Annotated in this window: 22 protein-coding genes, 3 tRNA genes and 2 rRNA genes (1 of these 27 only partly in view); 9 read left to right on the top strand and 18 right to left on the bottom strand. The window is 53.5% G+C overall.

The genetic code is table 11. The annotated features are described in order from the left end of the window. The 6 genes from JQC75_RS13530 to JQC75_RS13505 all read left to right on the top strand — a co-directional run. Positions 1–1,531 (top strand): 23S ribosomal RNA (locus JQC75_RS13530) (it extends 1,363 nt beyond the left edge of the window). Positions 1,532–1,623: 92 nt separating this feature from the next. Then, positions 1,624–1,699, top strand: a tRNA-Val gene (locus JQC75_RS13525). A gap of 69 nt (positions 1,700–1,768) precedes the next feature. Next, positions 1,769–1,884 (top strand): 5S ribosomal RNA (gene rrf / locus JQC75_RS13520). A 23-nt stretch (positions 1,885–1,907) separates the two neighbouring features. Further along, a tRNA-Asp gene (locus JQC75_RS13515) sits at positions 1,908–1,984 on the top strand. Positions 1,985–2,922: 938 nt separating this feature from the next. Next, a complete protein-coding gene (locus JQC75_RS13510) occupies positions 2,923–3,924 on the top strand; it encodes a DUF4382 domain-containing protein (protein ID WP_203324581.1) in 1,002 nt (333 codons plus the stop codon). Positions 3,925–4,339: 415 nt separating this feature from the next. Continuing rightward, positions 4,340–4,416, top strand: a tRNA-Trp gene (locus JQC75_RS13505). A 97-nt stretch (positions 4,417–4,513) separates the two neighbouring features. On the opposite strand, the gene JQC75_RS13500 is transcribed toward JQC75_RS13505, so the two are convergent. After that, positions 4,514–4,981 carry a Dps family protein gene (locus JQC75_RS13500; RefSeq protein WP_203324580.1) on the bottom strand — a complete coding sequence of 156 codons (468 nt, stop codon included), beginning with the start codon at positions 4,979–4,981 and terminating at the stop codon, positions 4,514–4,516. A gap of 106 nt (positions 4,982–5,087) precedes the next feature. Between JQC75_RS13500 and JQC75_RS13495 the strand changes: the two genes are divergently transcribed. Both JQC75_RS13495 and rimI read left to right on the top strand, forming a co-directional pair. After that, complete coding sequence (locus tag JQC75_RS13495; protein WP_203324579.1) at positions 5,088–5,357, top strand: hypothetical protein; 270 nt, start codon at positions 5,088–5,090, stop codon at positions 5,355–5,357. Next, positions 5,357–5,803, top strand: a complete 447-nt coding sequence (rimI, locus tag JQC75_RS13490) for a ribosomal protein S18-alanine N-acetyltransferase (protein ID WP_203324578.1) — start codon at positions 5,357–5,359, stop codon at positions 5,801–5,803. Before JQC75_RS13495 ends, rimI begins: the two co-directional genes overlap by 1 nt. 83 nt (positions 5,804–5,886) lie before the next feature. Here the strand turns inward: rimI and lipA are convergent, their stop codons facing one another. From lipA to leuS, 14 genes are all read right to left on the bottom strand, one after another. Then, positions 5,887–6,852 carry a lipoyl synthase gene (gene lipA, locus JQC75_RS13485; RefSeq protein ID WP_203324577.1) on the bottom strand — a complete coding sequence of 322 codons (966 nt, stop codon included), beginning with the start codon at positions 6,850–6,852 and terminating at the stop codon, positions 5,887–5,889. A 1-nt stretch (position 6,853) separates the two neighbouring features. Continuing rightward, positions 6,854–7,504, bottom strand: coding sequence for a lipoyl(octanoyl) transferase LipB (gene lipB, locus JQC75_RS13480; protein ID WP_203324576.1), 651 nt, complete (start codon positions 7,502–7,504; stop codon positions 6,854–6,856). A gap of 96 nt (positions 7,505–7,600) precedes the next feature. After that, the gene (gene ybeD, locus JQC75_RS13475; RefSeq protein WP_203324575.1) at positions 7,601–7,867 is read right to left on the bottom strand and encodes a DUF493 family protein YbeD; all 267 of its coding nucleotides are present in this window, start codon (positions 7,865–7,867) and stop codon (positions 7,601–7,603) included. A gap of 115 nt (positions 7,868–7,982) precedes the next feature. After that, the gene (locus JQC75_RS13470) at positions 7,983–9,158 is read right to left on the bottom strand and encodes a serine hydrolase (RefSeq protein WP_380796520.1); all 1,176 of its coding nucleotides are present in this window, start codon (positions 9,156–9,158) and stop codon (positions 7,983–7,985) included. Positions 9,159–9,258: 100 nt separating this feature from the next. After that, positions 9,259–10,095 (bottom strand): septal ring lytic transglycosylase RlpA family protein, encoded by an 837-nt coding sequence (locus JQC75_RS13465; RefSeq protein ID WP_203324573.1) that lies wholly within the window; start codon positions 10,093–10,095, stop codon positions 9,259–9,261. Continuing rightward, on the bottom strand, positions 10,076–11,065 hold the full coding sequence (gene mltB, locus JQC75_RS13460) for a lytic murein transglycosylase B (protein ID WP_203324572.1): 990 nt from the start codon (positions 11,063–11,065) through the stop codon (positions 10,076–10,078). Before mltB ends, JQC75_RS13465 begins: the two co-directional genes overlap by 20 nt. A gap of 9 nt (positions 11,066–11,074) precedes the next feature. Continuing rightward, positions 11,075–12,181: a rod shape-determining protein RodA gene (gene rodA, locus JQC75_RS13455; RefSeq protein WP_203324571.1), complete on the bottom strand. Its 1,107-nt coding sequence runs from the start codon at positions 12,179–12,181 to the stop codon at positions 11,075–11,077. Then, positions 12,178–14,034: a penicillin-binding protein 2 gene (gene mrdA / locus JQC75_RS13450; RefSeq protein WP_203324570.1), complete on the bottom strand. Its 1,857-nt coding sequence runs from the start codon at positions 14,032–14,034 to the stop codon at positions 12,178–12,180. Before mrdA ends, rodA begins: the two co-directional genes overlap by 4 nt. 40 nt (positions 14,035–14,074) lie before the next feature. Further along, positions 14,075–14,545 carry a 23S rRNA (pseudouridine(1915)-N(3))-methyltransferase RlmH gene (gene rlmH, locus JQC75_RS13445; protein WP_203324569.1) on the bottom strand — a complete coding sequence of 157 codons (471 nt, stop codon included), beginning with the start codon at positions 14,543–14,545 and terminating at the stop codon, positions 14,075–14,077. Beyond that, positions 14,545–14,871, bottom strand: a complete 327-nt coding sequence (rsfS, locus tag JQC75_RS13440) for a ribosome silencing factor (protein ID WP_203324568.1) — start codon at positions 14,869–14,871, stop codon at positions 14,545–14,547. Before rsfS ends, rlmH begins: the two co-directional genes overlap by 1 nt. A gap of 73 nt (positions 14,872–14,944) precedes the next feature. Further along, positions 14,945–15,592, bottom strand: a complete 648-nt coding sequence (gene nadD, locus JQC75_RS13435; protein ID WP_203324567.1) for a nicotinate-nucleotide adenylyltransferase — start codon at positions 15,590–15,592, stop codon at positions 14,945–14,947. Position 15,593: 1 nt separating this feature from the next. Further along, the gene (gene holA / locus JQC75_RS13430; protein WP_203324566.1) at positions 15,594–16,622 is read right to left on the bottom strand and encodes a DNA polymerase III subunit delta; all 1,029 of its coding nucleotides are present in this window, start codon (positions 16,620–16,622) and stop codon (positions 15,594–15,596) included. Beyond that, the gene (locus JQC75_RS13425) at positions 16,622–17,116 is read right to left on the bottom strand and encodes an LPS-assembly lipoprotein LptE (protein WP_203324565.1); all 495 of its coding nucleotides are present in this window, start codon (positions 17,114–17,116) and stop codon (positions 16,622–16,624) included. Before JQC75_RS13425 ends, holA begins: the two co-directional genes overlap by 1 nt. Positions 17,117–17,211: 95 nt before the next feature. Further along, positions 17,212–19,791 (bottom strand): leucine--tRNA ligase, encoded by a 2,580-nt coding sequence (gene leuS / locus JQC75_RS13420; RefSeq protein ID WP_203324564.1) that lies wholly within the window; start codon positions 19,789–19,791, stop codon positions 17,212–17,214. 119 nt (positions 19,792–19,910) lie between these two features. On the opposite strand from leuS, the gene JQC75_RS13415 reads away from it, so the two are divergent. Continuing rightward, positions 19,911–20,411: a zinc ribbon-containing protein gene (locus JQC75_RS13415; RefSeq protein ID WP_011760690.1), complete on the top strand. Its 501-nt coding sequence runs from the start codon at positions 19,911–19,913 to the stop codon at positions 20,409–20,411. A gap of 33 nt (positions 20,412–20,444) precedes the next feature. Here JQC75_RS13415 and JQC75_RS13410 read toward each other — a convergent pair whose 3' ends face one another. The 3 genes from JQC75_RS13410 to corC all read right to left on the bottom strand — a co-directional run bounded on the left by JQC75_RS13410 (position 20,445) and on the right by corC (position 24,292). Continuing rightward, positions 20,445–21,686, bottom strand: a complete 1,242-nt coding sequence (locus tag JQC75_RS13410) for an EAL domain-containing response regulator (protein WP_203324563.1) — start codon at positions 21,684–21,686, stop codon at positions 20,445–20,447. Positions 21,687–21,815: 129 nt separating this feature from the next. Further along, the gene (gene lnt / locus JQC75_RS13405; RefSeq protein WP_203324562.1) at positions 21,816–23,354 is read right to left on the bottom strand and encodes an apolipoprotein N-acyltransferase; all 1,539 of its coding nucleotides are present in this window, start codon (positions 23,352–23,354) and stop codon (positions 21,816–21,818) included. A 59-nt stretch (positions 23,355–23,413) separates the two neighbouring features. After that, on the bottom strand, positions 23,414–24,292 hold the full coding sequence (gene corC / locus JQC75_RS13400) for a CNNM family magnesium/cobalt transport protein CorC (protein WP_203324561.1): 879 nt from the start codon (positions 24,290–24,292) through the stop codon (positions 23,414–23,416). Positions 24,293–24,295 lie beyond the last annotated feature (3 nt).

The following is a 24,295-nucleotide window of genomic DNA, read 5'->3' as shown; positions in this document are numbered from 1 at the left end:
GTCGATGGGAAACGGGTTAATATTCCCGTACTTCTGCTAACTGCGATGGAGAGACGGAGAAGGCTAGGCCAGCACGGCGTTGGTTGTCCGTGTTTAAGGTGGTAGGTAGTGTGCTTAGGCAAATCCGGGCACACATATACCGAGAGCTGATGACGAGGTGCTACGGCACTGAAGTGGTTGATGCCATGCTTCCAGGAAAATCTTCTAAGCTTCAGGTTAGCAGGAATCGTACCCCAAACCGACACAGGTGGTCGGGTAGAGAATACCAAGGCGCTTGAGAGAACTCGGCTGAAGGAACTAGGCAAAATGGTACCGTAACTTCGGGAGAAGGTACGCTGCTGTTGGTGACGGGACTTGCTCCCTGAGCTGACGGCAGTCGCAGATACCAGGTGGCTGCAACTGTTTATCAAAAACACAGCACTGTGCAAACTCGCAAGAGGAAGTATACGGTGTGACGCCTGCCCGGTGCCGGAAGGTTAATTGATTGGGTTATCGCAAGAGAAGCTCATGATCGAAGCCCCGGTAAACGGCGGCCGTAACTATAACGGTCCTAAGGTAGCGAAATTCCTTGTCGGGTAAGTTCCGACCTGCACGAATGGCGTAATGATGGCCACGCTGTCTCCAGCCGAGACTCAGTGAAGTTGAAATTGCGGTGAAGATGCCGTATACCCGCGGCTAGACGGAAAGACCCCGTGAACCTTTACTATAGCTTGGCACTGAACATTGACCCTACATGTGTAGGATAGGTGGGAGACTTTGAAGCGGGAACGCCAGTTCTCGTGGAGTCGACCTTGAAATACCACCCTTGTAGTGTTGATGTTCTAACCTCGGTCCGTGAATCCGGACTAGGGACAGTGCCTGGTGGGTAGTTTGACTGGGGCGGTCTCCTCCCAAAGAGTAACGGAGGAGCACGAAGGTTGGCTAAACACGGTCGGACATCGTGTGGTTAGTGTAATGGCACAAGCCAGCTTAACTGCGAGACAGACACGTCGAGCAGGTACGAAAGTAGGTCATAGTGATCCGGTGGTTCTGCATGGAAGGGCCATCGCTCAACGGATAAAAGGTACTCCGGGGATAACAGGCTGATACCGCCCAAGAGTTCATATCGACGGCGGTGTTTGGCACCTCGATGTCGGCTCATCACATCCTGGGGCTGAAGTCGGTCCCAAGGGTATGGCTGTTCGCCATTTAAAGTGGTACGCGAGCTGGGTTCAGAACGTCGTGAGACAGTTCGGTCCCTATCTGCCGTGGGCGTTGGAAGATTGAGGGGGGTTGCTCCTAGTACGAGAGGACCGGAGTGAACGAACCGCTGGTGTTCGGGTTGTCATGCCAATGGCATTGCCCGGTAGCTACGTTCGGAATCGATAACCGCTGAAAGCATCTAAGCGGGAAGCGAGCCCCAAGATGAGTCTTCCCTTGGACCTTGAGTCCACTGAAGAGCCGTCCGAGACCAGGACGTTGATAGGCAGGGTGTGTAAGCGTTGTGAGGCGTTGAGCTAACCTGTACTAATGACTCGTGCGGCTTAACCATACAACCCAGATGGGTTTTGACTGATGGTTGAAGTAGATAGTCTTGAAGAAACCAGACTTGATTGAAGTGATAACTCAATAGAACAGAATACCGGTCGCTTAGCTCAGCCGGGAGAGCACCTCCCTTACAAGGAGGGGGTCACTGGTTCGATCCCAGTAGCGACCACCATCTTTTTCTGCGAAATGCAGCTTTCCGAATTGCATGTTCTTGCTGAAAAGCGAGGGCATAACGAATTTGTCTGGTGACAATAGCGCTCTGGTCCCACCTGATCCCATTCCGAACTCAGAAGTGAAACGGAGCAGCGCCGATGGTAGTGTGGGGTCTCCCCATGTGAGAGTAGGTCATTGCCAGACGCCTAATTTGGGCCTAGCCCAAAGGAGCGGTAGTTCAGTTGGTTAGAATACCGGCCTGTCACGCCGGGGGTCGCGGGTTCGAGTCCCGTCCGCTCCGCCAACATAAAGACGAAAGCCTCTGCAGCAATGCAGGGGCTTTTTTCGTTATGGCGTCTTGGATAAATTCGCCCCAGCTACGCTTACGCTGGTAATTTTTGTATTTAACGCTCCCGAAAATACTGCGCACTCTGGGCCACATCGGCCGCTCAGTCGAATGCCGGATCATCGAGTCCGTCCAACAGCGTCCTTGTTTAACAGCTCAGTTCGGAATTCCAGCCTCTCGCTCATATACACAGCGCGCCCGCCAACAACATGAAGCCTCGCTGGAAACAGCGGGGTTTTTCGTATTTAACGCTCCCTAAAGCGCTGTGCACTCTGGGCGGAGTCAGGAAGCCCCGGGGCACAGGATGCCGGACCAATGGTCTCGTCTAAAGCCATCCTTGCTTAACAGCCAAGTTCGGCCTTTGATAGTCAGGAGTTTGAGTACCTTGAAGGACAGGAGAGCCGGACACGCCTGTCTCTCGCTTGCAAGTAAGTCGCTTCGTGATAGCGGCTTTATGGAAGCATCAGTTCAGGGTGACATCATTCAGGGTTACCTCAGTTTAGGGGGGGCGAACCGGGGCCAAATGTTCTTCTTGAGCTTGCTATATCAAGTCTATATTTGAATTTTCCGAACATTTAATTGGATGTTGGTTGGCTCTGCCTTGAAGAATATTTCAGGGTTTTGGGAGTGATTCTTGATATTTGTAAATCAAATCGAATCTTTCAGCCGAGATAGATTTTTGATTTTTTCTTGTGCTGGAAGTCCTTTCCTGCCTGAGTATTACTCAAAAGTGAATAGTTATTTTCCAGTTCTCTATGCTTGCTCTCAAATTGATTAAAAACCCATGCCGCTGTTAATCAAATGTTGATGGCTTTGATGCCCATCACAATTTTTTACCCTCTATCGCATGATGATTGACGGTCATGCTGCACCATTAAATCAGCTGGGGGGGTAATATGAGGTGTTCCAAACTTATCCTGTTATTTTTCTGCACATTTTTAATAGCGTGTGGAGAAAGTAATAATACCGATGACAATCTTTCGCCAAACATCCCTGCAACTGGAAATCAAACGGGGACTGTGAGTATCGCCATATCTGACTCTCCTATGAAGGGGGTTGTTGGTGTGATAATCCAACTGGATGAATTGGTGATGACAGATGAGTCCAATATCCAGCACCGTTATTCATTGAAAGATAAGAACTTCAACCTTCTTGACTATCAAGGTAAACAAAGTATCACGATTGTTGATGGCCTGAGTATTCCAGTAGGTAACTATCATAATGTTCATATGTCAGTGATCGCTGGTGATGGCAATAATGGCTGCTATGTGGAAGATGGCCAAGGCATTCACCCAATGCAGGTGCAGGACGGCATGCTCCCACTCATGGACTTCTCAGTTTCGGCAAATCAACACCATGCCTTTACTATGGAGATTGGGCTGTATATGGGCCTCAATCGTGATGGCGACTTTAACTATACACTGCGCCATTTTGGCAGTTGGTCAGTAAACAATACATCAATGGGGCATTTGCTGGGTGAAATGGACCCGCAATGGATTGCTGACTGCGAAGCTGGCAATGCTGTGACACTCCCTCCCAGCGGTTCGTTTAGTCATTTGGCCTACTTATATCCGAGTTCCGTTACCCGCCTTGAACAGATGGGCGATGTGCATGATTCCGGATCAAATGGTCATGTTGCACCCATAGCCGTTTCCCCAATGAGACAAGATCGTTCGGGTAACTGGTTTTTTGAAATGGGTTTTCTGCCAGAAGGTACTTATCGTGTTGGCTATAGCTGTCTTGGTCATTTAGACAACCCGAACATGGATGATATTCAGAATGGCTCATTCTCAATGTTTGCAGATGCAGGCACCGTGACTATCAGAGCCGGTGCAAATGGCGGAAGTCAAACTGTAATACAGTGCGGCAAAGGAAATGGTGGCCATCACGGTGGTTAACCAACCCAACCCCCTCGCAAGGTAGAGGCGGGAGTTGGCTTTCCATTATTATCAGCCAACTCCCATTCTTCTCTCCATTCACATCTTTCGCCCAGAGCTAATCAGCGCGATGTTTTTACGTCGCCTGGATGTTTTCATTCTATGCCGGCGCTGCCCTGAAACGCACAAGTGGGCTTTCTGTGGCTCTATAGCCGATTGATAATCCTCTCTTAAAGCTGACCAGAGCGGCCTCTGTTGGACGTTATCGGTAAAACCCAGAGTCCAATCCACCCAGGCTCAAAGAAGAGATTTAAGCTTTGGCAGCACGACAGAGAGCTAAACAGGTCTTTATGGCTGAAAAAGCTGCAACCAAGCGGTTTTCATTAAAAAGTGCTTTACCTTTAGGGGGGCTTTTTGCATAATGCCCTCCGTCAACAGGGGTGTAGTTCCAATTGGTAGAACAGCGGTCTCCAAAACCGACGGTTGCGGGTTCGAGTCCTGCCACCCCTGCCATATACCAGAAAGGCCGTTCAGAAATGAACGGCCTTTCGTCTTTTCAGGGTTTGGTTAACTCTCCGGTTACCGCGTTCAGCTGCACCTTGTCAGTGCGTTATTCTTCCAGCAGGCTTCGCAGCATCCAGGCGTTCTTCTCATGGACACTGACTCTCTGGGTGAGCAAATCCACCGAGGCTTCATCGCCACTTTCAGCTGCGAGCTGAATAAGCGCTCTGGCACCGCGAATAATAATTTCCTGGCCCTCTATAAGGCTGGCAATCATGTTTCTGGCATTGAGGCCACCTGTGTCTTCCTGAATGTCGGTTACAGCGGCAAAAGCGCTGTAGGAACCAATGGCTTTTACGCCCAAGGCCCGAACCCGCTCTGCAATACTGTCCACCGCAAGGGCAAGTTCGTTATACTGCTGCTCAAACATGAGATGCAGACTGGTAAACATGGGGCCGGTTACATTCCAGTGAAAGCTGTGGGTCTTGAGATACAGGCCATAGCTGTCAGCCAATAGTTTATACAGGCCCTTGGCGATAGCGAGTCGATGCTGCTGGTCGATACCATTGTTGATCATGATAAGTCTCCTTTGGTTTCAGTTTTAATCATAATAATGAATTAAAAAATATTACTGAAATTGAAATAATAGATTGGGTGGTTCGATTAGATAAATAGGAATAACAATGGAAAAAGCGGCATACCTGGATGCCATGGGGATCACCCGTTGGCGTCAGGCAGGCGAGTCAGCGCCTTTATCTCCTGAGCTTATTCAGGCGGTTAGCAGGATGTTTGACCATCCGTTGTTTGCGGCGCTGCAATGCCAGATGACAGAGCTCTCCATCGTACTTGGGTCCCGTACTGGCGAAGGCACTTCTGTGGCGCTGGGGCAGCTGGAAACCCCAGAGGGCAAACGTGCGCTCTGGCGGGCGCTCAGTGACTGCGGAGTTTTGTAATGAAGATAGTTTCACTCAGTCGGCAAGATGCGCCAATAATGGCGCTCATCGAGCTTAAGGCTCATTCCCATCCGATGTCTGAGGGCGCGTTGGCCGACTGCTTTGGCCCTTTGTACCGCTGTAGCGGACTCTATGAGGATGATGCGCTGCTGGGATTTACCATAGTGCAGCAGATTGTGGATGAGGCAACGCTGTTTGATATTTGCGTGCTGCCCTCGGCGCAGGGCAAAGGGCTGGGCAAGTTACTGCTCCAGCAGGTTATTGCCGATGCGCAACGCCATAGCGCACAGGTGCTGATGCTTGAAGTTCGTGCGTCCAACAGGGCTGCCATTAGCCTGTATCAGCGCCTGGGATTTACAGAAATTGGCAGGCGAAAGGGCTATTACCCCACAGCTGATGGCCGCGAAGATGCGGTATTGATGGATTTAAGGCTTGAACACTGCTGAGCCTGCTCTGCACGGATAACCCAATAAAAAACGGCGCTTATGCGCCGTTTTTCAGTTTTAAAGCGGGCTTAATTGCAACCTGCTTATTTGACTTCCTTGCCCTGTGCTTGGAGGTCGGCATGGTAGCTTGAGCGTACCAGCGGGCCACAGGCGGCGTGGCTAAATCCAAGATCTTCGGCAATGGCTTTCAGCTCATCAAATTCCTGTGGGCTCACGTAGCGCTCTACCGGCAGGTGAAACTTGGACGGCTGCAGGTACTGGCCCAGAGTCAGCATGTTCACATCGTGTGCACGCAGATCTTTGAGTACCTGAATGATTTCTTCATTGGTTTCACCCAGGCCCATCATCAAACCTGACTTGGTTGGAATATGGGGGTGGCGCTCTTTAAAGCGCTTGAGCAGATCCAGCGACCACTGATAGTTGGCGCCCGGGCGAGCCTTGCGATAGTGCGCCGGCGCAGTTTCCAGGTTGTGGTTGAACACATCCGGTGGATTGGTGCTTAAGATATCCAGCGCGACATCGATACGGCCGCGGAAATCGGGCACCAGGGTTTCAATCTGGATGTGCGGATTCAGGGCGCGGATTTCACGGATGCAGTCGGCAAAGTGCTGGGCACCACCGTCACGCAGATCATCACGGTCAACCGAGGTGATCACCACGTACTTGAGTTTCATATCGCGGATGGTCTTGGCCAGTTTCACCGGCTCATCGGCATCAGGTTTCAGCGGACGGCCGTGGGCCACGTCGCAGAATGGGCAGCGGCGGGTACAAATGGCACCCAAAATCATAAAGGTAGCGGTACCGTGGTTGAAGCATTCTGCCAGGTTGGGGCAGGAGGCCTCTTCACACACAGAATGCAGACCATTGCTGCGCAATGCCTGTTTGATTTCAGTGATGCGTTGATTGGAGGCAGGCAGCTTTACCCGCAGCCAATCTGGCTTTCTGAGCATGGTTTCACGCTCGGATGGCATGATTTTTACCGGAATTCGGGCGACTTTGTCTGCGTCACGCAGTTTGACGCCCGGCTGCAATCTTTCGGGTCTGTTCATTTTATTCTGCTAATCCTTGGTGATGGACCAGGTGCTCATAGCCAAGAAGCTGGCTAAAGGTCAGTGTCAATTTCTCACCGGCTTCGTTTACGGTATTGGGGCCGCCCAGTGCTTTGCACTGCACCATTTCCAAGCCGGCATAACCGCAGGGGTTAATGCGCTGGAAGGGGGAGATATCTATGTCGACATTCAGTGCCAGCCCATGGAAGGAGCAGCCTCGGCGAATACGAAGGCCAAGCGATGCAACCTTGCGCTCGTCAACGTACACCCCGGGTGCATCGGCTTTGGCATAGGCATCAACACCGTAGGGTTTAAGCATGTCGACTATGCTTTGCTCAATGTGGGTAACCAGCTGACGCACACCGATTTTCAGGCGTTTGATGTCCAGCAGGGGGTAGGCGACCAGCTGACCCGGACCGTGATAAGTCACCTGGCCACCACGGTCTACCTGAATAACGGGAATGTCACCGGGATTCAGAATATGTTCGGCTTTACCGGCTTGCCCCTGAGTAAAAACGGGGGGATGCTCAACCAACCAGAGTTCATCCGGGCTATTTTCATCGCGGTTATCGGTATAGTGCTGCATGGCGTGCCAGACGGTTTCATAGTCCTGATTTCCCAGGTGTCTGATATGCAGAGTCTTGGCTTGCAAGGGCAACCTCTCCCCCTCAGATTCGGCTTGGCGGCATTATACGCCGCGACAGTCGAAATGTAACACAGATCACGCTTTGCCGACGCGTGAGAAACATTAAAGTACCCGCTTTACGCCGTCGATGGCGGCAAGCGCAGTGTACAGGGTCTCGATGTGCTCTTTGCTGGTCACACTCACACGAATGGTGACCGACACATAGGTGCCCTTGCTAGAAGCTTTGGAAGTGGGGCTGTAGTCGCCGGGGGCATGTTGTTGCACCACGGCTACCACGCGATCGGCCAGGGTATCGCTGGCGTCACCCACAACCTTAAAGGGGAAGGAACAGGGAAACTCCAGGTACTGGTCAAAAGTGGTATTCAACATCGTCATCTATCTCAATCATGGGCTCGAGGCTCAAATATGGCGGCGATTATAGCCCAATCAAGGCCCGGGGGCGAAAAAAATGCCACCCTAAGGTGGCATTTTCATCTGAGTTGGCTTAGCTCAGCCAGCTGGCAAAGAGCTGCTTGAAATAATCCATCAGTTTGGAGAACCAGCTGCCCTCGTTCACTTCCTGCAGCGTGACCAGCGGGAATTGCGCTATGTCTTTGCCATCCAACTGGAAATACACGCGGCCCACAACTTCGCCTTTGGCCAGTGGCGCTTCCAGTGGCTTGGTCAGCTCGAAGTTGGCCTGGAGTTCTTTGCCTTTACCACGGCGAATGGTCAGAGGCGTATCTGTGGCGACACCCAAATCAACGCTTTCACGATCGCCATACCAAATTTGCTGATTAACGAAGCTGTCGCCAGCCTTGTAGGGAGTCACTGTTTCAAAGAAGCGGAAACCATAGGACAGCAGCTTTTTGCTTTCGGCTTTACGTGAAGCCTCGCTGCTGGCGCCCATGACTACTGAAATCAGACGCATGTCGTCCTGTGTGGCAGAAGCCACCAGATTATAACCCGCCCCAGAGGTGTGGCCGGTCTTGATACCGTCCACGTTCATGCTCTTGTCCCACAAGAGGCCGTTACGGTTGTATTGCTTGATGCCGTTAAAGGTGAACTCTTTTTCGGAGTAGATTCGGTACTCTTCCGGCACATCACGGATAAGTGCTGCGCCCAGAATCGCCATGTCATAGGCGGTGGTCTTGTGGTTGTCAGAGTCCAGCCCATGGCTGTTTTCAAAATAGCTGTCGGTCATGCCGAGCTGCTTGGCCCAAGAGTTCATCATATCCACGAAGGCATCTTCTGTACCGGCAATGTGCTCAGCCATGGCCACACAGGCATCGTTACCCGATTGGATGATGATGCCACGGTTCAAATCGGCGGCTTTTACGGTTTTACCTACCTCGATAAACATCTTTGAGGAATCGGGGAAGTTCTTTGACCAGGCGTTTTTGGTAATGGTGACGTCATCTTCCGGTGAGATGTTTCCCACTTTCATTTCATGACCAATCACATAGCTGGTCATCATCTTGGTAAGGCTGGCTGGATTCAGCTGCTCATAGGCATGTTCTTCGGCGATGATTTGGCCGGTGTGGTAATCCATCAACACATAGGCTTTGGCGGCCACGGAGGGGGCTTCAGGAACAACGGTCGGTGGTGCTGCAAAGGCGCTGGCAGACACAATGGCCAGGAGCAACATCGATTTTGGGGCGCTAGGTTTGAATACTTTCATCATTAACTACACGTTTTCTCTGGAGGTTTTAGTAAACGGTATGAAACCCGTCGAGTCTAACATTAATTGACAAGGGATTGCAGTGAAGGTTCCTTCATGTTCAGGATTTGGGCTCAGTGACCAGATAGCCGCTTGGGTATCCCTGCTGGCGCATTTGCTGCAACATTTTGCTGGCGATACCTTCGTGGCCCAAGGGGCCCAATTGCAGGCGATAGAGGGTATCTTTTTCCTGTAATCGATAGCCAAGCTGGTATTTGTCGGCCAGCTCCTTGCCGAGCCGATTCAACCTGTCTTTGTCTTTGGATGCGACAACCTGAATAAAGTAATGGTTGGGGTCCTGACTGCTGGTATAAGCCTCATTTTCCGGCGAGGGAATGTAAATGGTTTCAATCTCGACTCGGGCCGTACCCGTGTTCAGCATGCCGAGGCGATAAGCCGCAGCATAGGATAAGTCTATGATACGCCCTTCGTGAAACGGCCCCCTGTCATTGACTCTGACAATGACTTCCTTTTTGTTATCCAGATTTCGCACCCGGACAAAGCTTGGCAATGGCAAGGTCTTATGGGCTGCTGTCATGCTGTACATGTCGTACACCTCGCCGTTGGAGGTGTGATAACCGTGAAACTTGGTGCCGTACCAAGAGGCGAGTCCTGATTCTCGGAAATTGGCGGCGGAAGCCAGTACGTTATAGGACTTACCCATCACCGAGTATGGCTTGTTGCCCCCCCGGCTGTACGGCTCATAACGCGGGACGGCGTCAGGCACCTGGCTGACATCCGGCGCCGAGTCAGGGTAGGCATCGTGCTTTTGATGATACCTGTCGCCCTTGGTGCTGGGTTTGTTGCTGCTTGTTGGCTCCGGTGACGAGGAGCAACCGCCCAGAACGAGCGCTATGGCCAATAAAGGCCAACAGGATTTAATACTTGGCATGGGCATGTTTGAGCTGCTCACTGAATTCATAGGCCGCCATGGCATAAAGAGGGCTGCGATTATAACGGGTGATTACGAAAAAATTCTTAAAACCCATCCAGTATTCGTCATGAGTTTCCTGCTCTAATTTAAACAGCATCGCAGGTCGCGCTACATCCAGATCCCGTTTATCGGCAAGGCCGAAGCTGCCACCGAGGATATCGGATGCCTTGAGGGTTAAAGGCTCTCCTTGCCAGAGGGCGGCTGTGGGCGGCGCCTCATCATGACTCTCCAATCGAACGGCCACAGCGTCACCCGCTTGCCATCCATGTTGGTGAAAGTAGTTGGCAACGCTGCCTATGGCATCGGCTGGACTGCCGAGTAAGTCTTTGCGGCCATCGCCATCAAAATCAACACCGTAGTATCGGTAGCTGGATGGCATAAACTGACCAAATCCCATGGCACCGGCATAAGAGCCTTTTAATGTTCCCAGATTCAGGCCTTCTTCCTGCTCAAGCTTTTGCAGTTCTCCCAGCTCTTTCAGAAAAAAGCTGGCCCTGGGCGGGTAGTAAAACCCCAGTGTGTACAGGGCATCGCGCACACTGTAACTGCCCATGGTTTGGCCGTAATGGGTTTCTATACCAATGATGGCCACAATCATCTGGGGCTCAACCCCAAATTGCGCCGATGCCTTGTCGATGGTGCTTTCGTGGGTACGCCAGAATTCCAGCCCGGCGTTAAGCCTTGCCTCGGTGAGAAAGCGCGGCCGATAGAGATACCAGGGTTTGGCTTCCCATGGGCGACTGATGGCTTCAATCACCTTGGGGTTATATTGAGCATCGGCCAGAAAAGCATCGATTTGCGCGCGGGAAAAGCCAAGGGCGCTCTGGCGGGAAATAAAGCTGTCCCTGGCAGTGTCTATTTCGGTCTCGGCAGCAAGCGCAAGATTGGCGGCGAAAAGGCCAAGCAACAAGGCAAGGCCCGGGGCAGAACTCATCGGCATTCCTTAGCGGTCGACAAAGCGTCTGTGGGTTTGAATGCTCATTAGAATGCCAAAACCCGTCATCAATGTCAGCATTGAGGTACCTCCGTAGCTTATCAGGGGCAAGGGCACGCCCACCACAGGCAAAATGCCGCTTACCATGCCGATATTCACGAAGATGTACACGAAGAAGGTCAGGGTAATGGAGCCGGCCAACAAACGGGCAAAGTTGGTTTGTGCCCGCGATGCAATGACCAGTCCCCGGCCTATCACGTAGATGTACATGGTCAGTAACAGGATGGCGCCGATGAGGCCAAACTCTTCACCAATCACGGCAAAAATAAAGTCAGTGTGACGCTCGGGCAGAAACTCCAGCTGAGACTGAGTGCCCTGCAGCCAGCCTTTGCCGTCCACACCGCCTGAACCTATGGCGATTTTCGACTGGATAATGTGATAACCGGCGCCAAGGGGATCTTTTTCCGGATCCAGCAGTGTCAGTACCCGGCGACGCTGGTAGTCGTGCATCAGGAAATACCAGAGTATCGGCAGAAACGACAGCACGGAGGCCAGCAGCCCTAGTACTATGTACCAGCTCATTCCGGACAGGAACAACACAAAGATGCCCGATGCCGCCACCAGGATTGAGGTACCGAGGTCAGGCTGCTTGGCAATCAACAGGGTTGGGATAAGCATGATAATGGCCGCAGCCGCCAGATAACGTTTCTTTGGCGGCAGGGTAAACTTGCTGATAAACCAGGCCATGGTGATGGGGAAGGCGAGCTTAATGAGTTCGGATGGCTGAAACTCCATAAAACCCAGGTTGAGCCAGCGCTGTGCCCCTTTATTGATTTCACCGAAAAAGTGTACTCCGAGCAGCAGGATAATCCCCGCGATATAAATCGGCAGTGCCCAGCGGCGCAGGATTTCCGGGTTTACCTGCGCCATAAACAGCATGATGCCGAGGGAAAGCCCTATACGCACCAGTTGCCGCTCCAGCATGGCCGGATCTTCACCCGAGGCTGACCAGATAACAAACAGGCCAAATCCCATAATGGCCAGCAGTCCAAGCAAAAGCGGTAAGTCGATGTGCATCCGCTGCCAGATATTTTTACGGGCATGATCCCTTGTCATGGTTGCACCTTCCACTGTTCATGGAGCATAAATTCATCCAGCATGGCACGTGCCACCGGACCCGCATTGGCGCCGCCCCAACCGGCGTTTTCCAGCACGACTGCCAGAACTATCTTGGGCGATTCAAAGGGGGCATAAGCCACAATCAGGGCGTTATCTCTCAGGTGCTCGGCCACCTTGTCGTGATCGTATTTGGCATCCTGTGCCACCGAAAACACCTGTGCCGTGCCTGTTTTCATGGCGGCTGTATAAGTGGCATCCGTGAAACGCGACTTATGGGCCGTCTGGCGCATGGCCTCGTTGATGATTTCCCAGTTGCGGGGGTTTTTCAGCGAAACCGAGGGCATCTCCTCTGGTGGCCGCTCAATTTTGGCGCTGTTGTCTTTCATGGCCTTGAGCAGATGGGGAACAAAGCGCTTGCCGCGATTGGCAAGGATGGCGGTGGCGTTGGCAAGTTGGATGGGGGTTGCCGTCCAGTAGCCCTGACCAATCCCCACCGAGATGGTGTCGCCCGGATACCAGGGCTGGTTGTGGCGGATACGCTTCCAGTCCGAAGAGGGCATGATGCCGGCAGATTCTTCGAAGATATCCACGCCGGTGCTTTCACCAAAGCCAAATTGATGCATAAAGGCGGCAATCTTATCTATGCCCATCTTGTGCACCATGTCGTAAAAGAAGATATCGCAGGACTCGACAATGGCATGGTACACATCCACGTAGCCATGGCCCCATTTTTTCCAGTCACGCCACTTTCGCTCGACGCCGGGCATTTGCCAGTAGCCAGGATCCCAGATGCGGGTGCGTTCGGTGACGACCTGCTCTTCAAGCCCCATCAGTGCCATATGGGGTTTGATGGTTGAGGCGGGGGCGTACAGCCCCTGGGTGGCACGGTTAATCAGCGGCCTTGCCTTGTCGTTGAGCAGGGCGCTGTAATCCTTTGAGCTGATCCCCTGTACAAAGAGGTTGGGGTCGTAAGAGGGGCTGGATACCAGTGCCATGATGCCGCCGTCACGGGGGTCGATGGCCACTATGGTGCCGCGGCGACCTGACAGCAGTTCCATCGCCTTTTTCTGCAGATTGATGTCCAGCGTCAGATAGAGATCCTGACCGGGCTCTGGTGGCACTGTCTTCAGGGTACGAATGGTGCGGCCACGGTTATTCACCTCTTCTTCCAGGTGCCCCGGTTTGCCGTGTAGCAGGTTTTCGTAATACTTTTCAACGCCCTGTTTGCCGATGTCCTTGCTGGCGGCATAGTTTGGCCAGCGGTCGGCCTTTTCCAGCGCGGTCCTGTCTTTGGCGTTGATCTTGCCCACGAAGCCCAGCACGTGGGTCAGAAGTTCGCCGTGGGGATAGAAGCGTTTCAGACCGGCTTCCACCCTTACGCCGGGAAACTGATGCTGATTTACGCTGAATGCGGCGACTTCCTCTTCGGTCAGGTTATCCCTGAGCGTCAGCGGTTTGAACCGGCGATGATATTTGAGTGCTTCGAGGAACTCGGCTTTGGATTCTTCCGTCAGCGCTATTACTGACGAGAGCTGTGCCAGCGTCTCGGGAACGTTTTTGACCTTTTCGGGGATAAGCTCAAGGGAATACACCGGCTGGTTTTCCGCAAGCAGCACCCCATTGCGGTCGTAAATCAGGCCCCGGCTTGGGGCGACGGGGGTTACCCGGATGCGGTTGTCGTTGGAACGGGTGGTGTAATCCGCATAAGAAGTCACCTGCAGGTGATACAGGTTGGTCAGAAGGACACCAAAAAGTGCCACCACGCACAGAAAGGTAAATATGGCCCGCCGCTTAAACAGTGCTGCCTCTGCGGCGTGGTCATGCATGGCTACCCGTTTTTTTGGTGTCACTCAACGTCTCCGGTGCAATCAGCGGCCTGACAAGGGCACGCTATTCCCTGTGATAAGGATGGTTGTTGTTAATGCTCCAGGCCCGGTAGAGGCTTTCCGCTACGACTACCCTCACCAGGGGGTGGGGCAGAGTCAGCGCCGATAAACACCAGCTCTGGGTTGCGGCCTGTTTGCAGGCTGGAGCCAGGCCTTCAGGGCCACCAATCAAGAGGCTGACATCACGGCCATCGAGCTGCCATTTGGACAGGGCGCCGGCCAGTTCGGGAGTTGTCCAGTTCTTGCCGGGAAGATCCAGGGTAACAATATGATTACCCTTGGGAATTGCTGCAAGCATTTGTTCGCCCTCCTTTTGCAGGATGCGGGCGATATCGGCATTTTTACCGCGCTTGCCAGCGGGGATTTCGACCAGTTCCAGCGCCATATCTCTTGGGAAACGGCGCTGGTACTCTTCAAATCCCCGGGTGACCCAGTCGGGCATCTTGGTACCCACGGCGACAAGTTGCAGCTTCATCAGGCTGGCTCTTGCCAGAGCTTTTCGAGCTGGTAAAAGTCGCGGGTTTGCTCCTGCATCACATGCAGAATCACTTCGCCCAAGTCCACCAGAACCCATTCGCTGGTGTCGCGGCCTTCGCTGCCGAGTATGGTGATGTTGGCTTCTCTGGCCTTGGAGAGCAGGTTTTCTGCGATGGCGCGCACGTGGGTTTTCGAGGTACCCGAGCAAATCACCATGTAATCGGTGATGTTGGAGTGCTTGCTGACATCCAGTACCACCAGATCCCGAGCTTTGAGATCTTCAATCTTGTCGACAACAAATTGCTTCAGTTCTTCGCTTCGCACGCGAAATTACCTCATGTGTTTCCTAAAAAAAGAGCGCGACAGTATAGCAGCAGCCAGTGGTGGAATACACCGCCTAGCGGTACAGGCCTTGGGCCTCAATCACCCGGGCCACTGACTCGGGCACAAACTGGCGAATATCCCGCCCGCTGGCCAAAGCCGTGCGGATGTCGGTAGAGGAGATATCCTGCTCACTGATGTCAGTGATGAGCATTTTGCCGCTGTCCTCTGCCGGCAAGTCAGCTCCCGTGTGTTGCCTTTGTGATAGCAGCTTTGCCATGGGATGCTCGTTTGCCAGCTGATAACCGGGCCGGGCACAAAGCACCAGATGGCAAAGGTCAAAAAGCTGCTGCCACTGAAACCACTTATCCAGCGACAGAAAAGAATCCATCCCCATGACAAAGTAGAACACCCTGTCGGGATAAAGTTCCTTCAACTGCTTAAGTGTGTTGACCGTGTAGCTGGGCTCATCGCGGCGAAGCTCAATATCGCACAGGCTGAATGCCGGGAATTGATGACAGAGTGCGTCTATCATCTCCAGTCTTGCACTCGTGCTGGCATGGGTGCCCGGTTTATGGGGCGGAATATGGTTTGGCAACAGCCAGCAATCCTGCAAGGGCCAGTGCTTAAGCACATCCTGCAGTGGCCTGATATGGCCGAAGTGTGGCGGGTCAAAGGTGCCACCAAGAATCGCGGTATGCCGCTTTGCCTTACGCATACTCATATTAACCCCGGGTATCCACCAAAGCACTGTGGGCACTGGCATCAAACAGCAGGCAAAGATGAGTCAGCAGCGTCCAGTCCTCTTCTCCGCCCTGTTTGAGTTTGAGCTCCAGTGTGGATGAGAGGGCGAGCATGGCTTCAATCTGTGGCAGCGACAATCGCGACAGCGCGGCTTCATAGAGCGGCTTGCGTTTGTCCCAAATCCGAAGCTTTGACCACAGCGGTGCCAAAGACTCTCTCTGTACCATGGCAGTTTTCAATTGCAGCAGGCTGGCGAGTTCGCGAAACACCGCCCAGAGCACAATGGGCAAGGCCGTGCCTTCAGCCTTGAGCTGGGCCAGTATATGGGCTACCCGCTGCTGCTGGTTTCCAAGCAGGGCATCGCTTAGCTGAAACACGTTAAAGCGGGATTGGTCGTCGAAATACTGGCTCAGCTCTTCGGCGCTGACACGTCGATTTGCTGCCAGCAGCGCCAGCAATTGCACCGCCTGCTCGGCAGCCAGCAGATTCCCTTCATACAGGGTTGCCAGCAACTGGCGGGCGTCGCTGTCCAGCATCAATCGGTTGGCGGTAATGCGTCCATCTAACCAGCGGAAATACTGCTGTCCCTCAGGCGTGTTGCAGGGAACATAAACGCCGGCGTTGTCGAGGGTTTTAAACCACTTGCTGTTGGTTTGTTCGGCGGCGAGTTTGGGGCCGCGCAGTATAAGCAGCAGATCCGGGTTGGGCTGCGCCATCAGGCCCGTCAGCATGGCGCTGCCGTCGGCGCCGGGCTTGGCCTGGGGCAGGGTGAGTTCGATAATGCGGCGACTGGCGAAGAGGCTCAATGCCTGCCACTCGTTTTGTAAGTCGTTCCAGTTGAAGCCGCTATCCTGCTCCAGGCTGATGCGCTCTTCAAATCCTTGCTGCCGTGCGGCTTCCAATAACTGAGAGCGGGCGTTTTCTATCAACCAGGCATCGTCACCGAATAAACAGTAACATTGGGCCAGCGGTGTCAGATGGCGGCCCAGCTGCTCAGGATAGACCCGCATCAGCGTTCCCCGAGGGCGGATAGTGTTTGGATAAGATTGTCGGCCGCTTGCTGGCGCATTTCTTTGAGCAGCAGTTCCATTTCGCGGCTCTTGGCCAGTGCGGTGCGGGGGTCATCCAGATAGTCGCGGCGGATTTCCACACTGAATGGCTTGGCCTCTTCACCGGGAAAAGCCACGGCAAAGTCGACATGGTATATCAGCTCGTATTCGGCGACGTGGCCGGTGGGATAGAGCGACAGGGTCGTGCGCTCGAGGGTGTCGCGCAGCAACCTCACTGAAGGCACCTTGGCATCTGAAGCGACCACATTGACCCCGGAGAGGCGTAGGCGGTCTTTTACCAAGCGGGTCAGCTCGCTGTATTCATCGGCGCTGTCGACACTCAATTGCTTGAGGGAGGCCGGAATTTGATAACTGCCCTGAAGACGAAAGCCGCAGCCTGTGACGCCAGTGAGCAGCGCCAAACCCAAAATGGCGGTAAGCAATGTTCTAACCATGGCGAAATGCTTCTTCCTTTTGTTAAGCAGAAAAACCCGCAGCAGCGGGTTTTTCTTCAATCCCCTGAACCGGCGACAGTGTCGCAGGCTACAGGTCAGTTGGCAACGATGTTGAGCAATTTGCCCGGCACATAGATGACCTTGCGTACAGTCACACCGTCTGTGTATTTGCGCACGGCGTCTTCGGCAAGACCCAGGGCCTCCACCTGTTCCTTGGTGGCATCGGCCGCTACGGTGAGCTTGGCACGTACCTTACCGTTTACCTGCACCACGATGAGCTTGCTGTCTTCAACCAGCGCTGACTCGTCGGTGGCTGGCCAGCCTGCATCTTCGATAGCACTGCTGTTACCCAGCTCACGCCACAGGTTGAAACAGACGTGCGGTGCGATGGGGTACAACAGACGTACCACGGCAGACAGGGCTTCGTTCATCAGCGCCTTGTCCTGGGCAGACTCCAGCGGCGCCTTTTGCAGATGGTTCATCAGCTCCATCACGGCGGCGACGGCGGTGTTGAACATCTGACGGCGACCCAGGTCATCAGTCACCTTGGCGATGGTTTTGTGCAGCTCACGGCGCAGTGTCTTTTGATCCCCATTGAGCGCGGCTACATCCAGGGCTTCGGTGGCAGGGGCAGCACTGTACTCAGAGGCCAGTTTCCACAGACGTTTGATAAAGCGGTGTGCACCTTCCACGCCGGATTCCTGCCATTCCAGAGTCAGCTCTGGCGGTGAGGCGAACATCATAAACAGACGCACAGTGTCGGCGCCGTATTTTTCTACCATCACCTGAGGGTCGATACCGTTGTTCTTGGACTTGGACATCTTGCTCATGCCGGTGTACACCAGCTCATGGCCTTCGTTGTCCACGGACTTAAGGATACGGCCCTTGTCGTCTTTCTCTACCACGGTCACATCGAGGGGCGATACCCATATGCGGGCGCCTTTCTCGTTGTTGTAGTAGAAGGCATCGGCCAGCACCATGCCCTGGGTCAGCAGACGCTTGGCAGGCTCGTTGGAGTTCACCAGGCCTGCATCACGCAAGAGCTTGTGGAAGAAGCGGAAGTACAACAGGTGCATACAAGCGTGCTCGATACCACCGATGTACTGATCCACTGGCAGCCAGTAGTTGGCTTTGGCTGGGTCCAGCATTTCGTTGGCCTTTGGCGAGCAGTAGCGCGCGTAGTACCAGGAAGACTCCATAAAGGTGTCGAAGGTATCGGTTTCGCGCAGCGCGTCCTGACCATTCACCTGGGTCTTGGCCCACTCTTTATCGGCCTTGATGGGGCTTTGCACGCCGTCCATCACCACATCTTCCGGCAGGATAACCGGCAGCTGGTCTTCGGGCGTTGGCATCACAGTACCATCTTCCAGGGTCACCATAGGGATTGGCGCGCCCCAGTAACGCTGACGGCTCACGCCCCAGTCACGCAGACGGAAGTTCACCTGACGCTTGCCCTTGCCTTCGGCAGCGAGCTTATCGGCAATTGCATTGAAGGCACCGTCGAAGTCGAGGTTATTGAATTCACCTGAGTTAAACAGTACGCCTTTTTCGGTGTAGGCGGCCTCAGAGATATCCACCTCGCCATCGGCAGGCTTGATAACTGCCTTGAGTGCCAGACTGTATTTCTTGGCAAATTCGTAGTCACGCTGGTCGTGGGCCGGTACCGACATCACGGCGCCGGTGCCATAGTTCATCAGCACGAAGTTGGCGGCCCATACCGGCACTTCTTCGCCGGTCAGGGGGTGAATGGCGTACAGGCCAGTGGCCACGCCTTTCTTCTCCATGGTGGCAAGCTCGGCCTCAGAGGTGCCGCTTTGCTTGCACTCCTCCACAAAGGCAGCCAGCTCTGGGTTATTCAGGGCGGCTTTCTCGGCCAGAGGGTGACCGGCAGCAATGGCCACGTAGGTCACGCCCATCACAGTATCGGGACGGGTAGTGTAGATATCGAAGCTGTCGTCTGAGTCTTTGACCTTGAAGGTCATTTCCACGCCTTCGGAGCGACCAATCCAGTTACGCTGCATGGTCTTGACCTGCTCAGGCCAACCCTCGAGGTTATCGATGTCGTTCAGCAGCTCTTCGGCGTAGGCAGTGATCTTGATAAACCACTGGGGAATTTCTTTTTGCTCAACCGGGGTATCACAGCGCCAGCAGCAACCGTCCTGCACCTGCTCGTTGGCCAGTACAGTCTGGTCGTTCGGGCACCAGTTCACCGCCGAAGTCTTCTTGTAAACCAGACCTTTTTCATACAGCTTGGTGAAGAACCACTGTTCCCAGCGATAGTATTCCGGGGTACAGGTGGCGATTTCACGGCTCCAGTCGTAGCCAAAACCCAGCATTTTCAGCTGGTTTTTCATGTAATCGATGTTTTCGTAGGTCCAGGGGGCCGGCGCGGTGGCATTTTTGATGGCCGCGTTTTCGGCGGGCAGGCCGAAGGCATCCCAACCAATGGGCTGAAGTACGTTCTTGCCCTGCAGACGCTGGAAACGGGCAACTACATCACCTATGGTGTAGTTACGCACATGACCCATGTGAAGTCGGCCGGAAGGATAAGGGAACATAGAGAGGCAATAGAACTTCTCTTTCGCAGGATCTTCAGTGACTTCAAAGGTTTTGTTATCGGCCCAGTACTTTTGTACCTCAGCCTCGATTTCCGAATGGATGTATTGCTCTTGCATCAATTTTTCCGGCATTGCCGCCTGTTTGTTTGATCACGCGCTTGGTCTGCGCTGCGGGATCTGCATAGAATAAACCAGAAGCGGTTCATTAAAAAGGTTCCCTTGAAGGAGTATTGACGATGACCAGCAGAAGCACGCAATTACTGGCCCTGTATCAGGATCTCATTAAGGATTTGGCCACCCACTTTGAGGCAAACCCGGAGCTGAACGCCAAGAATCTGTTCCGGCTGATGACTTCCGGCGAGGCCTTTGGACGCCTCAAGGCCCAGGCCGATGAAGAAGAGCTGGCATTGGCACTGGAATTTCTCAGGCGCGACATCGCCGCTTTTCTTCAGGAAAAAAACGAAAGCTCCCTGACGCACAGTCCGTCTTTTATTGCCATCGAAAACACGCTCTGGCATTGGCTTTCAGAGATAACTGACCGCAGTCAGGTGCAATGGCATGAACTGGCACAGGACTTTAAACATCACGGTTACTATCAAAGTGGCGAAATCATCAGCCAGGGACGCATGGTGTGTACCAGTTGTGGCCACGGGATGGACATTGAATTCCCGTCGGTCGTGCCTGATTGCCCTGAGTGTGATAACGATGAGTTTATTCGCGAGGCGCTGGCACCTTAATTTTTTGTTGGCACTTTAGTCTTGATTGGCATTTCAGTCTTCATTGGCGGGGGGCTGATGCCGGTGGATATTGGCCCGATTGCCAAATTGATGCTGCCAGCCCTTGTGCCATGTATTCAGTGTGTCGAGAGAGCGGGGCAGGCTGATGAGGTATCCCTGCAATACCAACTCAGGGTGAGTTTGCATCAGGTATTTGAGCTCGTCCATGTGCTCTATGCCTTCTGCCACCAGAGTAATCCCCAACTGGCGGGCAATTTCTACCAGACCGTTCAAAATGGCCTGGCAAAAACTGTCTCTGTGAATATTGATGATAAGCGAACGGTCGATTTTGACTTCTGTGTAGGGTAAGTCTCTGAGCTGATTGATATTGGTAAAGCCGATGCCAAAGTCATCCAGAGACAATCCAAATCCCCTCAAACGCAGCCTGTTCAGGGACTCGAGCTGGGCACTGTTGTGTATGTAATGTTCTTCGGTGATTTCAAGCACCAGCGAATCGTTGCCAGTGCCACTCTTACGCCAGATATGCTCCAGACTGTCTGCCAGATAGGTGTTCTCCAGCTCTTCCGGGCTGATGTTCAAACTGATTTTTATGTCGTTGCCGAGGATAGATCTGATAGTGGGCAAGTCTTTACAGGCCTGTTGCAGCATGCGTTGGGAGAGCTGAGGCAGCATGCCATATTCTTGAATAACCGGCATAAATCGGCAGGGTCTCAGGGCATTAATTTCCCCGGGGAAACGAATGCGGGCCAGCGCTTCCACGCCCACAACCTGGCATTTGTTCAAATCTACCTTGGGCTGGTAGTAGGGGATAACCTGAATTTGATTGAAGGCGGTCTGAACCTGCTCTCGGGTCAGCAATGCTGCAGGGGGCTCAAGGGTGACACGCAGCTCAGAGGCCTTTTCAACCAGGGCCGATAAATCGTCCAGCTGCACCGGTTTACAAATGCAGCCAATCATGTGCAGCCGATGACGCCGGGCAATGTCGGCGGCCAGATTTATGATGCGCCTGTCCATTTCAGAAATGATGGCCACAGCCCCTTTAAAGCCCATTTCGCCAAGCTTTCTGAGCACATCCAGCCCATCGGTATCCGGCATTCTAAGATCGGTCAATATTATCTGGAAACGCGCCGGCTCCAGTCCCACAACAGCAAGCGCCTTGGTGGCGGACGTCATGGTGGTGATTTTTTCAAAGCCCATGCGTGCAAGCATGGTCTTTACCACCATCAAAATGGCTTCAGAATCGTCGATTATCAGGATTTGTTGTTGCCCGAGCATGTCCCTTTGCCCCCCGGAGACTTACCTTTAGATAAGCCTAGTCTCAATGTGGCTTCAGGCAAGCAAAAAAAGTGGTTGTCTTCACTAAGCTGATGGATTTTAGGGGAAGGCGGTGGACGAACTTTCGACTTATCGGTGCGCTTGTTTGCGTCTGTAACCCCAAGCTGCCAACACGATGAGGACACAGAGCAGATAGAGTGGCAAGTGACCCGTGCGGGCAAACAGCGTGGTGCCCTTGGTCAGGGCAACGTCGGCTTTAAGCACCTGGGTTTCAAACTGAGGCACTGCCTCAGAGATTTGGCCAAATTCATCCACCACGGCCGTGACGCCATTATTGGTGGCGCGAAGCAAGGGACGACCGAGCTCAGCCGAGCGCATGCGGGCAATTTCCATGTGCTGCAGAGGGCCGTTGGACTCCCCGAACCATGCATCGTTTGACACTGTCAGCAGCAGATCGGTGTGCTCAGTCACGTTCTGTCGCAACTGCTCTGGAAAGGCTATTTCATAACAAATGGCCGGCGCCAGCTGAAAACCGGCTGCCAACAGGTTCGGCTGCAGGTAGTCTCCGCGGCTGAATGAAGACATGGGCAGGTTAAAGAAGGGGGCTAAGGGCCTCAACAGGGACTCGAATGGCACGAATTCGCCGATGGGCAACAGATGATGTTTGCGGAACCGGTTGGTGCCATTGGCCTCATAATCAGGCTCCTGCTGCACTTTTTCGTGATGATTACCCAGCACGATCAGCGAGTTATACCAATGATTATCCTGATGGCTGATGATACCGGTGATAATGGCATTGTTGTTGAGGTTGGCTACCCGGTTGGCGTTATCCAGAAAATCCGCCACCATGGACTCGGGGGCGGGTATGGCGGCTTCCGGCCACAATATGATATCGGCATCTGCGTGCGGACGACTCAAATCCATGTATTTGAGCATGGTGGGCCAAAGCTGCTCAGGTTCCCATTTCATGCTCTGGGGGATATTGCCCTGTACCAGCAGCACCTTGAGGGTTTCGCCACTGCGCTCTACCTGAGGAAATCGGTTGGCCATGAATACCAGAAGGGCCAGCACTGGCAACAAAAATGCCAGCGGTAACCCGCGTTTTTGACTGAGCAGCGCCAAGGCGCCGGCACACACCAGAACGAGCGCGCCTATGCCCTGCACACCAATGAAGGCGGCCAGAGGCAGCAAGGGACCATCGGTTTGGCTGTAACCTGCCCAAAGCCAGGGGAAGCCGGTCAACATCCATCCCCGCGCCCACTCGGTCAATATCCATAACGCCGGGAACAGCAGTAACAGATTGGGCAGGGCATGGGCAGTCTTTAATCGGGCGTAAAGCATCCCCGCGAGCGCAGGATAGAGTGCAAGATACAGCGCCAGCAGCGCCATCAAGGACAGAGAAACGACCAGTGGCAGCCCACCGAATCGGTCAATGCTAACGTGTACCCAGCTGATCCCAAAGGCAAAGCTGCCAAATCCAAAGCTGAGCCAATGGCCAAATGCGGCCTTGGGTGAAAGCCCCTGCGACAGCCAGAGTGACAGGGCTATCGCAATGGGGTAAACGGACCACAGCGAATAGGGTGCGAAGGCGAGAGAGGTTGAGGCGCCGGCAAGAAAAGCCAGAACAAGTCGGGGCCAGCGGCTGCCGGCGATGGCATTCAGATCCAATTGCAGTCAATCATCCATAGACAGGAAAAAACGGGCCGTGAAGGCCCGTTCCGGGGAACTCAGATCTCGACGATCTCAGCCTGCTCAGGGTCGGGAAACTTGACCCTCAGCTGAATAAGACGCCGGGTATCAGCGCTGATCACTTTAAATTCGATGCCGCCGATACTGATTTGTTCATTACGCTCAGGCAGATGGCCAAAGGCGTGGGCCACCATACCGCCTACGGTATCAAATTCTTCGTCGGAGAAATCGGTACCGAATTCTTCGTTGAAGTCTTCAATCGCCGTGAGCGCCTTGACCATAAATACAGTGTTGTTGACCTTGCGGATTTCGGTCTCTTCCACACTGTCGTGGTCAAATTCGTCTTCGATTTCACCCACGATTTCTTCGAGGATATCCTCGATGGTTACCAAGCCGGACACACCGCCGTACTCATCCACGACAATGGCCATATGGTAACGTTGGGAGCGAAATTCCTTGAGTAGCACATCCACGCGCTTGCTTTCCGGAACCACCACGGCAGGGCGGATCACCTTCTCCAGCGCGAAGGGTTCATCACTGTTATTAAAACCGTATTTGAGCAGATCCTTGGCCAGCAGTATGCCTTCGATATGGTCTTTATCGTCGTTGACCACAGGGAAGCGCGAATGGGCCGAACTTATGACGGTAGCCAGCAGCTCTTCTACTGTGCTGTCGATTTTGATGGCCACAATCTGGGCGCGGGGGATCATGATGTCCCTGACTCTCAGGTCTGAGACTTCCAGCACACCCTGGATCATTTCCCGGGTGTCTTCGGTGATGAGGTCGCGTTGCTCGGCATCGTGGATCACTCCCACCAGATCGTCACGATTTTGAGGTTCGCCCTGGAATAACTGACTAACGCGTTCAAACCAGCCTTTCTTATGGGCGTTGCTACTCGGGGGTATGTCGTCACTCATAGT

This window comes from Shewanella litorisediminis (genome assembly GCF_016834455.1).
GTDB classification, from domain to species: Bacteria; Pseudomonadota; Gammaproteobacteria; order Enterobacterales; family Shewanellaceae; genus Shewanella; species Shewanella litorisediminis.
Note: the sequence above shows the minus strand (reverse complement) of the source record. Positions and strands in the feature narration are given on the sequence as shown.

Bases quoted from the DNA above. Each gene is read 5' to 3' on its own strand.
- rimI (WP_203324578.1), top strand. From the start codon at position 5,357: ATGAAGATAGTTTCACTCAGTCGGCAAGATGCGCCAATAATGGCGCTC.
- holA (WP_203324566.1), bottom strand. From the start codon at position 16,622: ATGCGGGTCTATCCTGAGCAGCTGGGCCGCCATCTGACACCGCTGGCC.
- JQC75_RS13415 (WP_011760690.1), top strand. From the start codon at position 19,911: ATGACCAGCAGAAGCACGCAATTACTGGCCCTGTATCAGGATCTCATT.
- JQC75_RS13465 (WP_203324573.1), bottom strand. From the start codon at position 10,095: ATGCCCATGCCAAGTATTAAATCCTGTTGGCCTTTATTGGCCATAGCG.
- ybeD (WP_203324575.1), bottom strand. From the start codon at position 7,867: ATGTTGAATACCACTTTTGACCAGTACCTGGAGTTTCCCTGTTCCTTC.
- JQC75_RS13500 (WP_203324580.1), bottom strand. From the start codon at position 4,981: ATGATCAACAATGGTATCGACCAGCAGCATCGACTCGCTATCGCCAAG.
- mltB (WP_203324572.1), bottom strand. From the start codon at position 11,065: ATGAGTTCTGCCCCGGGCCTTGCCTTGTTGCTTGGCCTTTTCGCCGCC.
- nadD (WP_203324567.1), bottom strand. From the start codon at position 15,592: ATGAGTATGCGTAAGGCAAAGCGGCATACCGCGATTCTTGGTGGCACC.
- lipA (WP_203324577.1), bottom strand. From the start codon at position 6,852: ATGAACAGACCCGAAAGATTGCAGCCGGGCGTCAAACTGCGTGACGCA.
- rodA (WP_203324571.1), bottom strand. From the start codon at position 12,181: ATGACAAGGGATCATGCCCGTAAAAATATCTGGCAGCGGATGCACATC.
- leuS (WP_203324564.1), bottom strand. From the start codon at position 19,791: ATGCAAGAGCAATACATCCATTCGGAAATCGAGGCTGAGGTACAAAAG.
- corC (WP_203324561.1), bottom strand. From the start codon at position 24,292: ATGAGTGACGACATACCCCCGAGTAGCAACGCCCATAAGAAAGGCTGG.
- JQC75_RS13425 (WP_203324565.1), bottom strand. From the start codon at position 17,116: ATGGTTAGAACATTGCTTACCGCCATTTTGGGTTTGGCGCTGCTCACT.
- JQC75_RS13470 (WP_380796520.1), bottom strand. From the start codon at position 9,158: ATGAAAGTATTCAAACCTAGCGCCCCAAAATCGATGTTGCTCCTGGCC.
- JQC75_RS13495 (WP_203324579.1), top strand. From the start codon at position 5,088: ATGGAAAAAGCGGCATACCTGGATGCCATGGGGATCACCCGTTGGCGT.
- rlmH (WP_203324569.1), bottom strand. From the start codon at position 14,545: ATGAAGCTGCAACTTGTCGCCGTGGGTACCAAGATGCCCGACTGGGTC.
- JQC75_RS13510 (WP_203324581.1), top strand. From the start codon at position 2,923: ATGAGGTGTTCCAAACTTATCCTGTTATTTTTCTGCACATTTTTAATA.
- JQC75_RS13410 (WP_203324563.1), bottom strand. From the start codon at position 21,686: ATGCTCGGGCAACAACAAATCCTGATAATCGACGATTCTGAAGCCATT.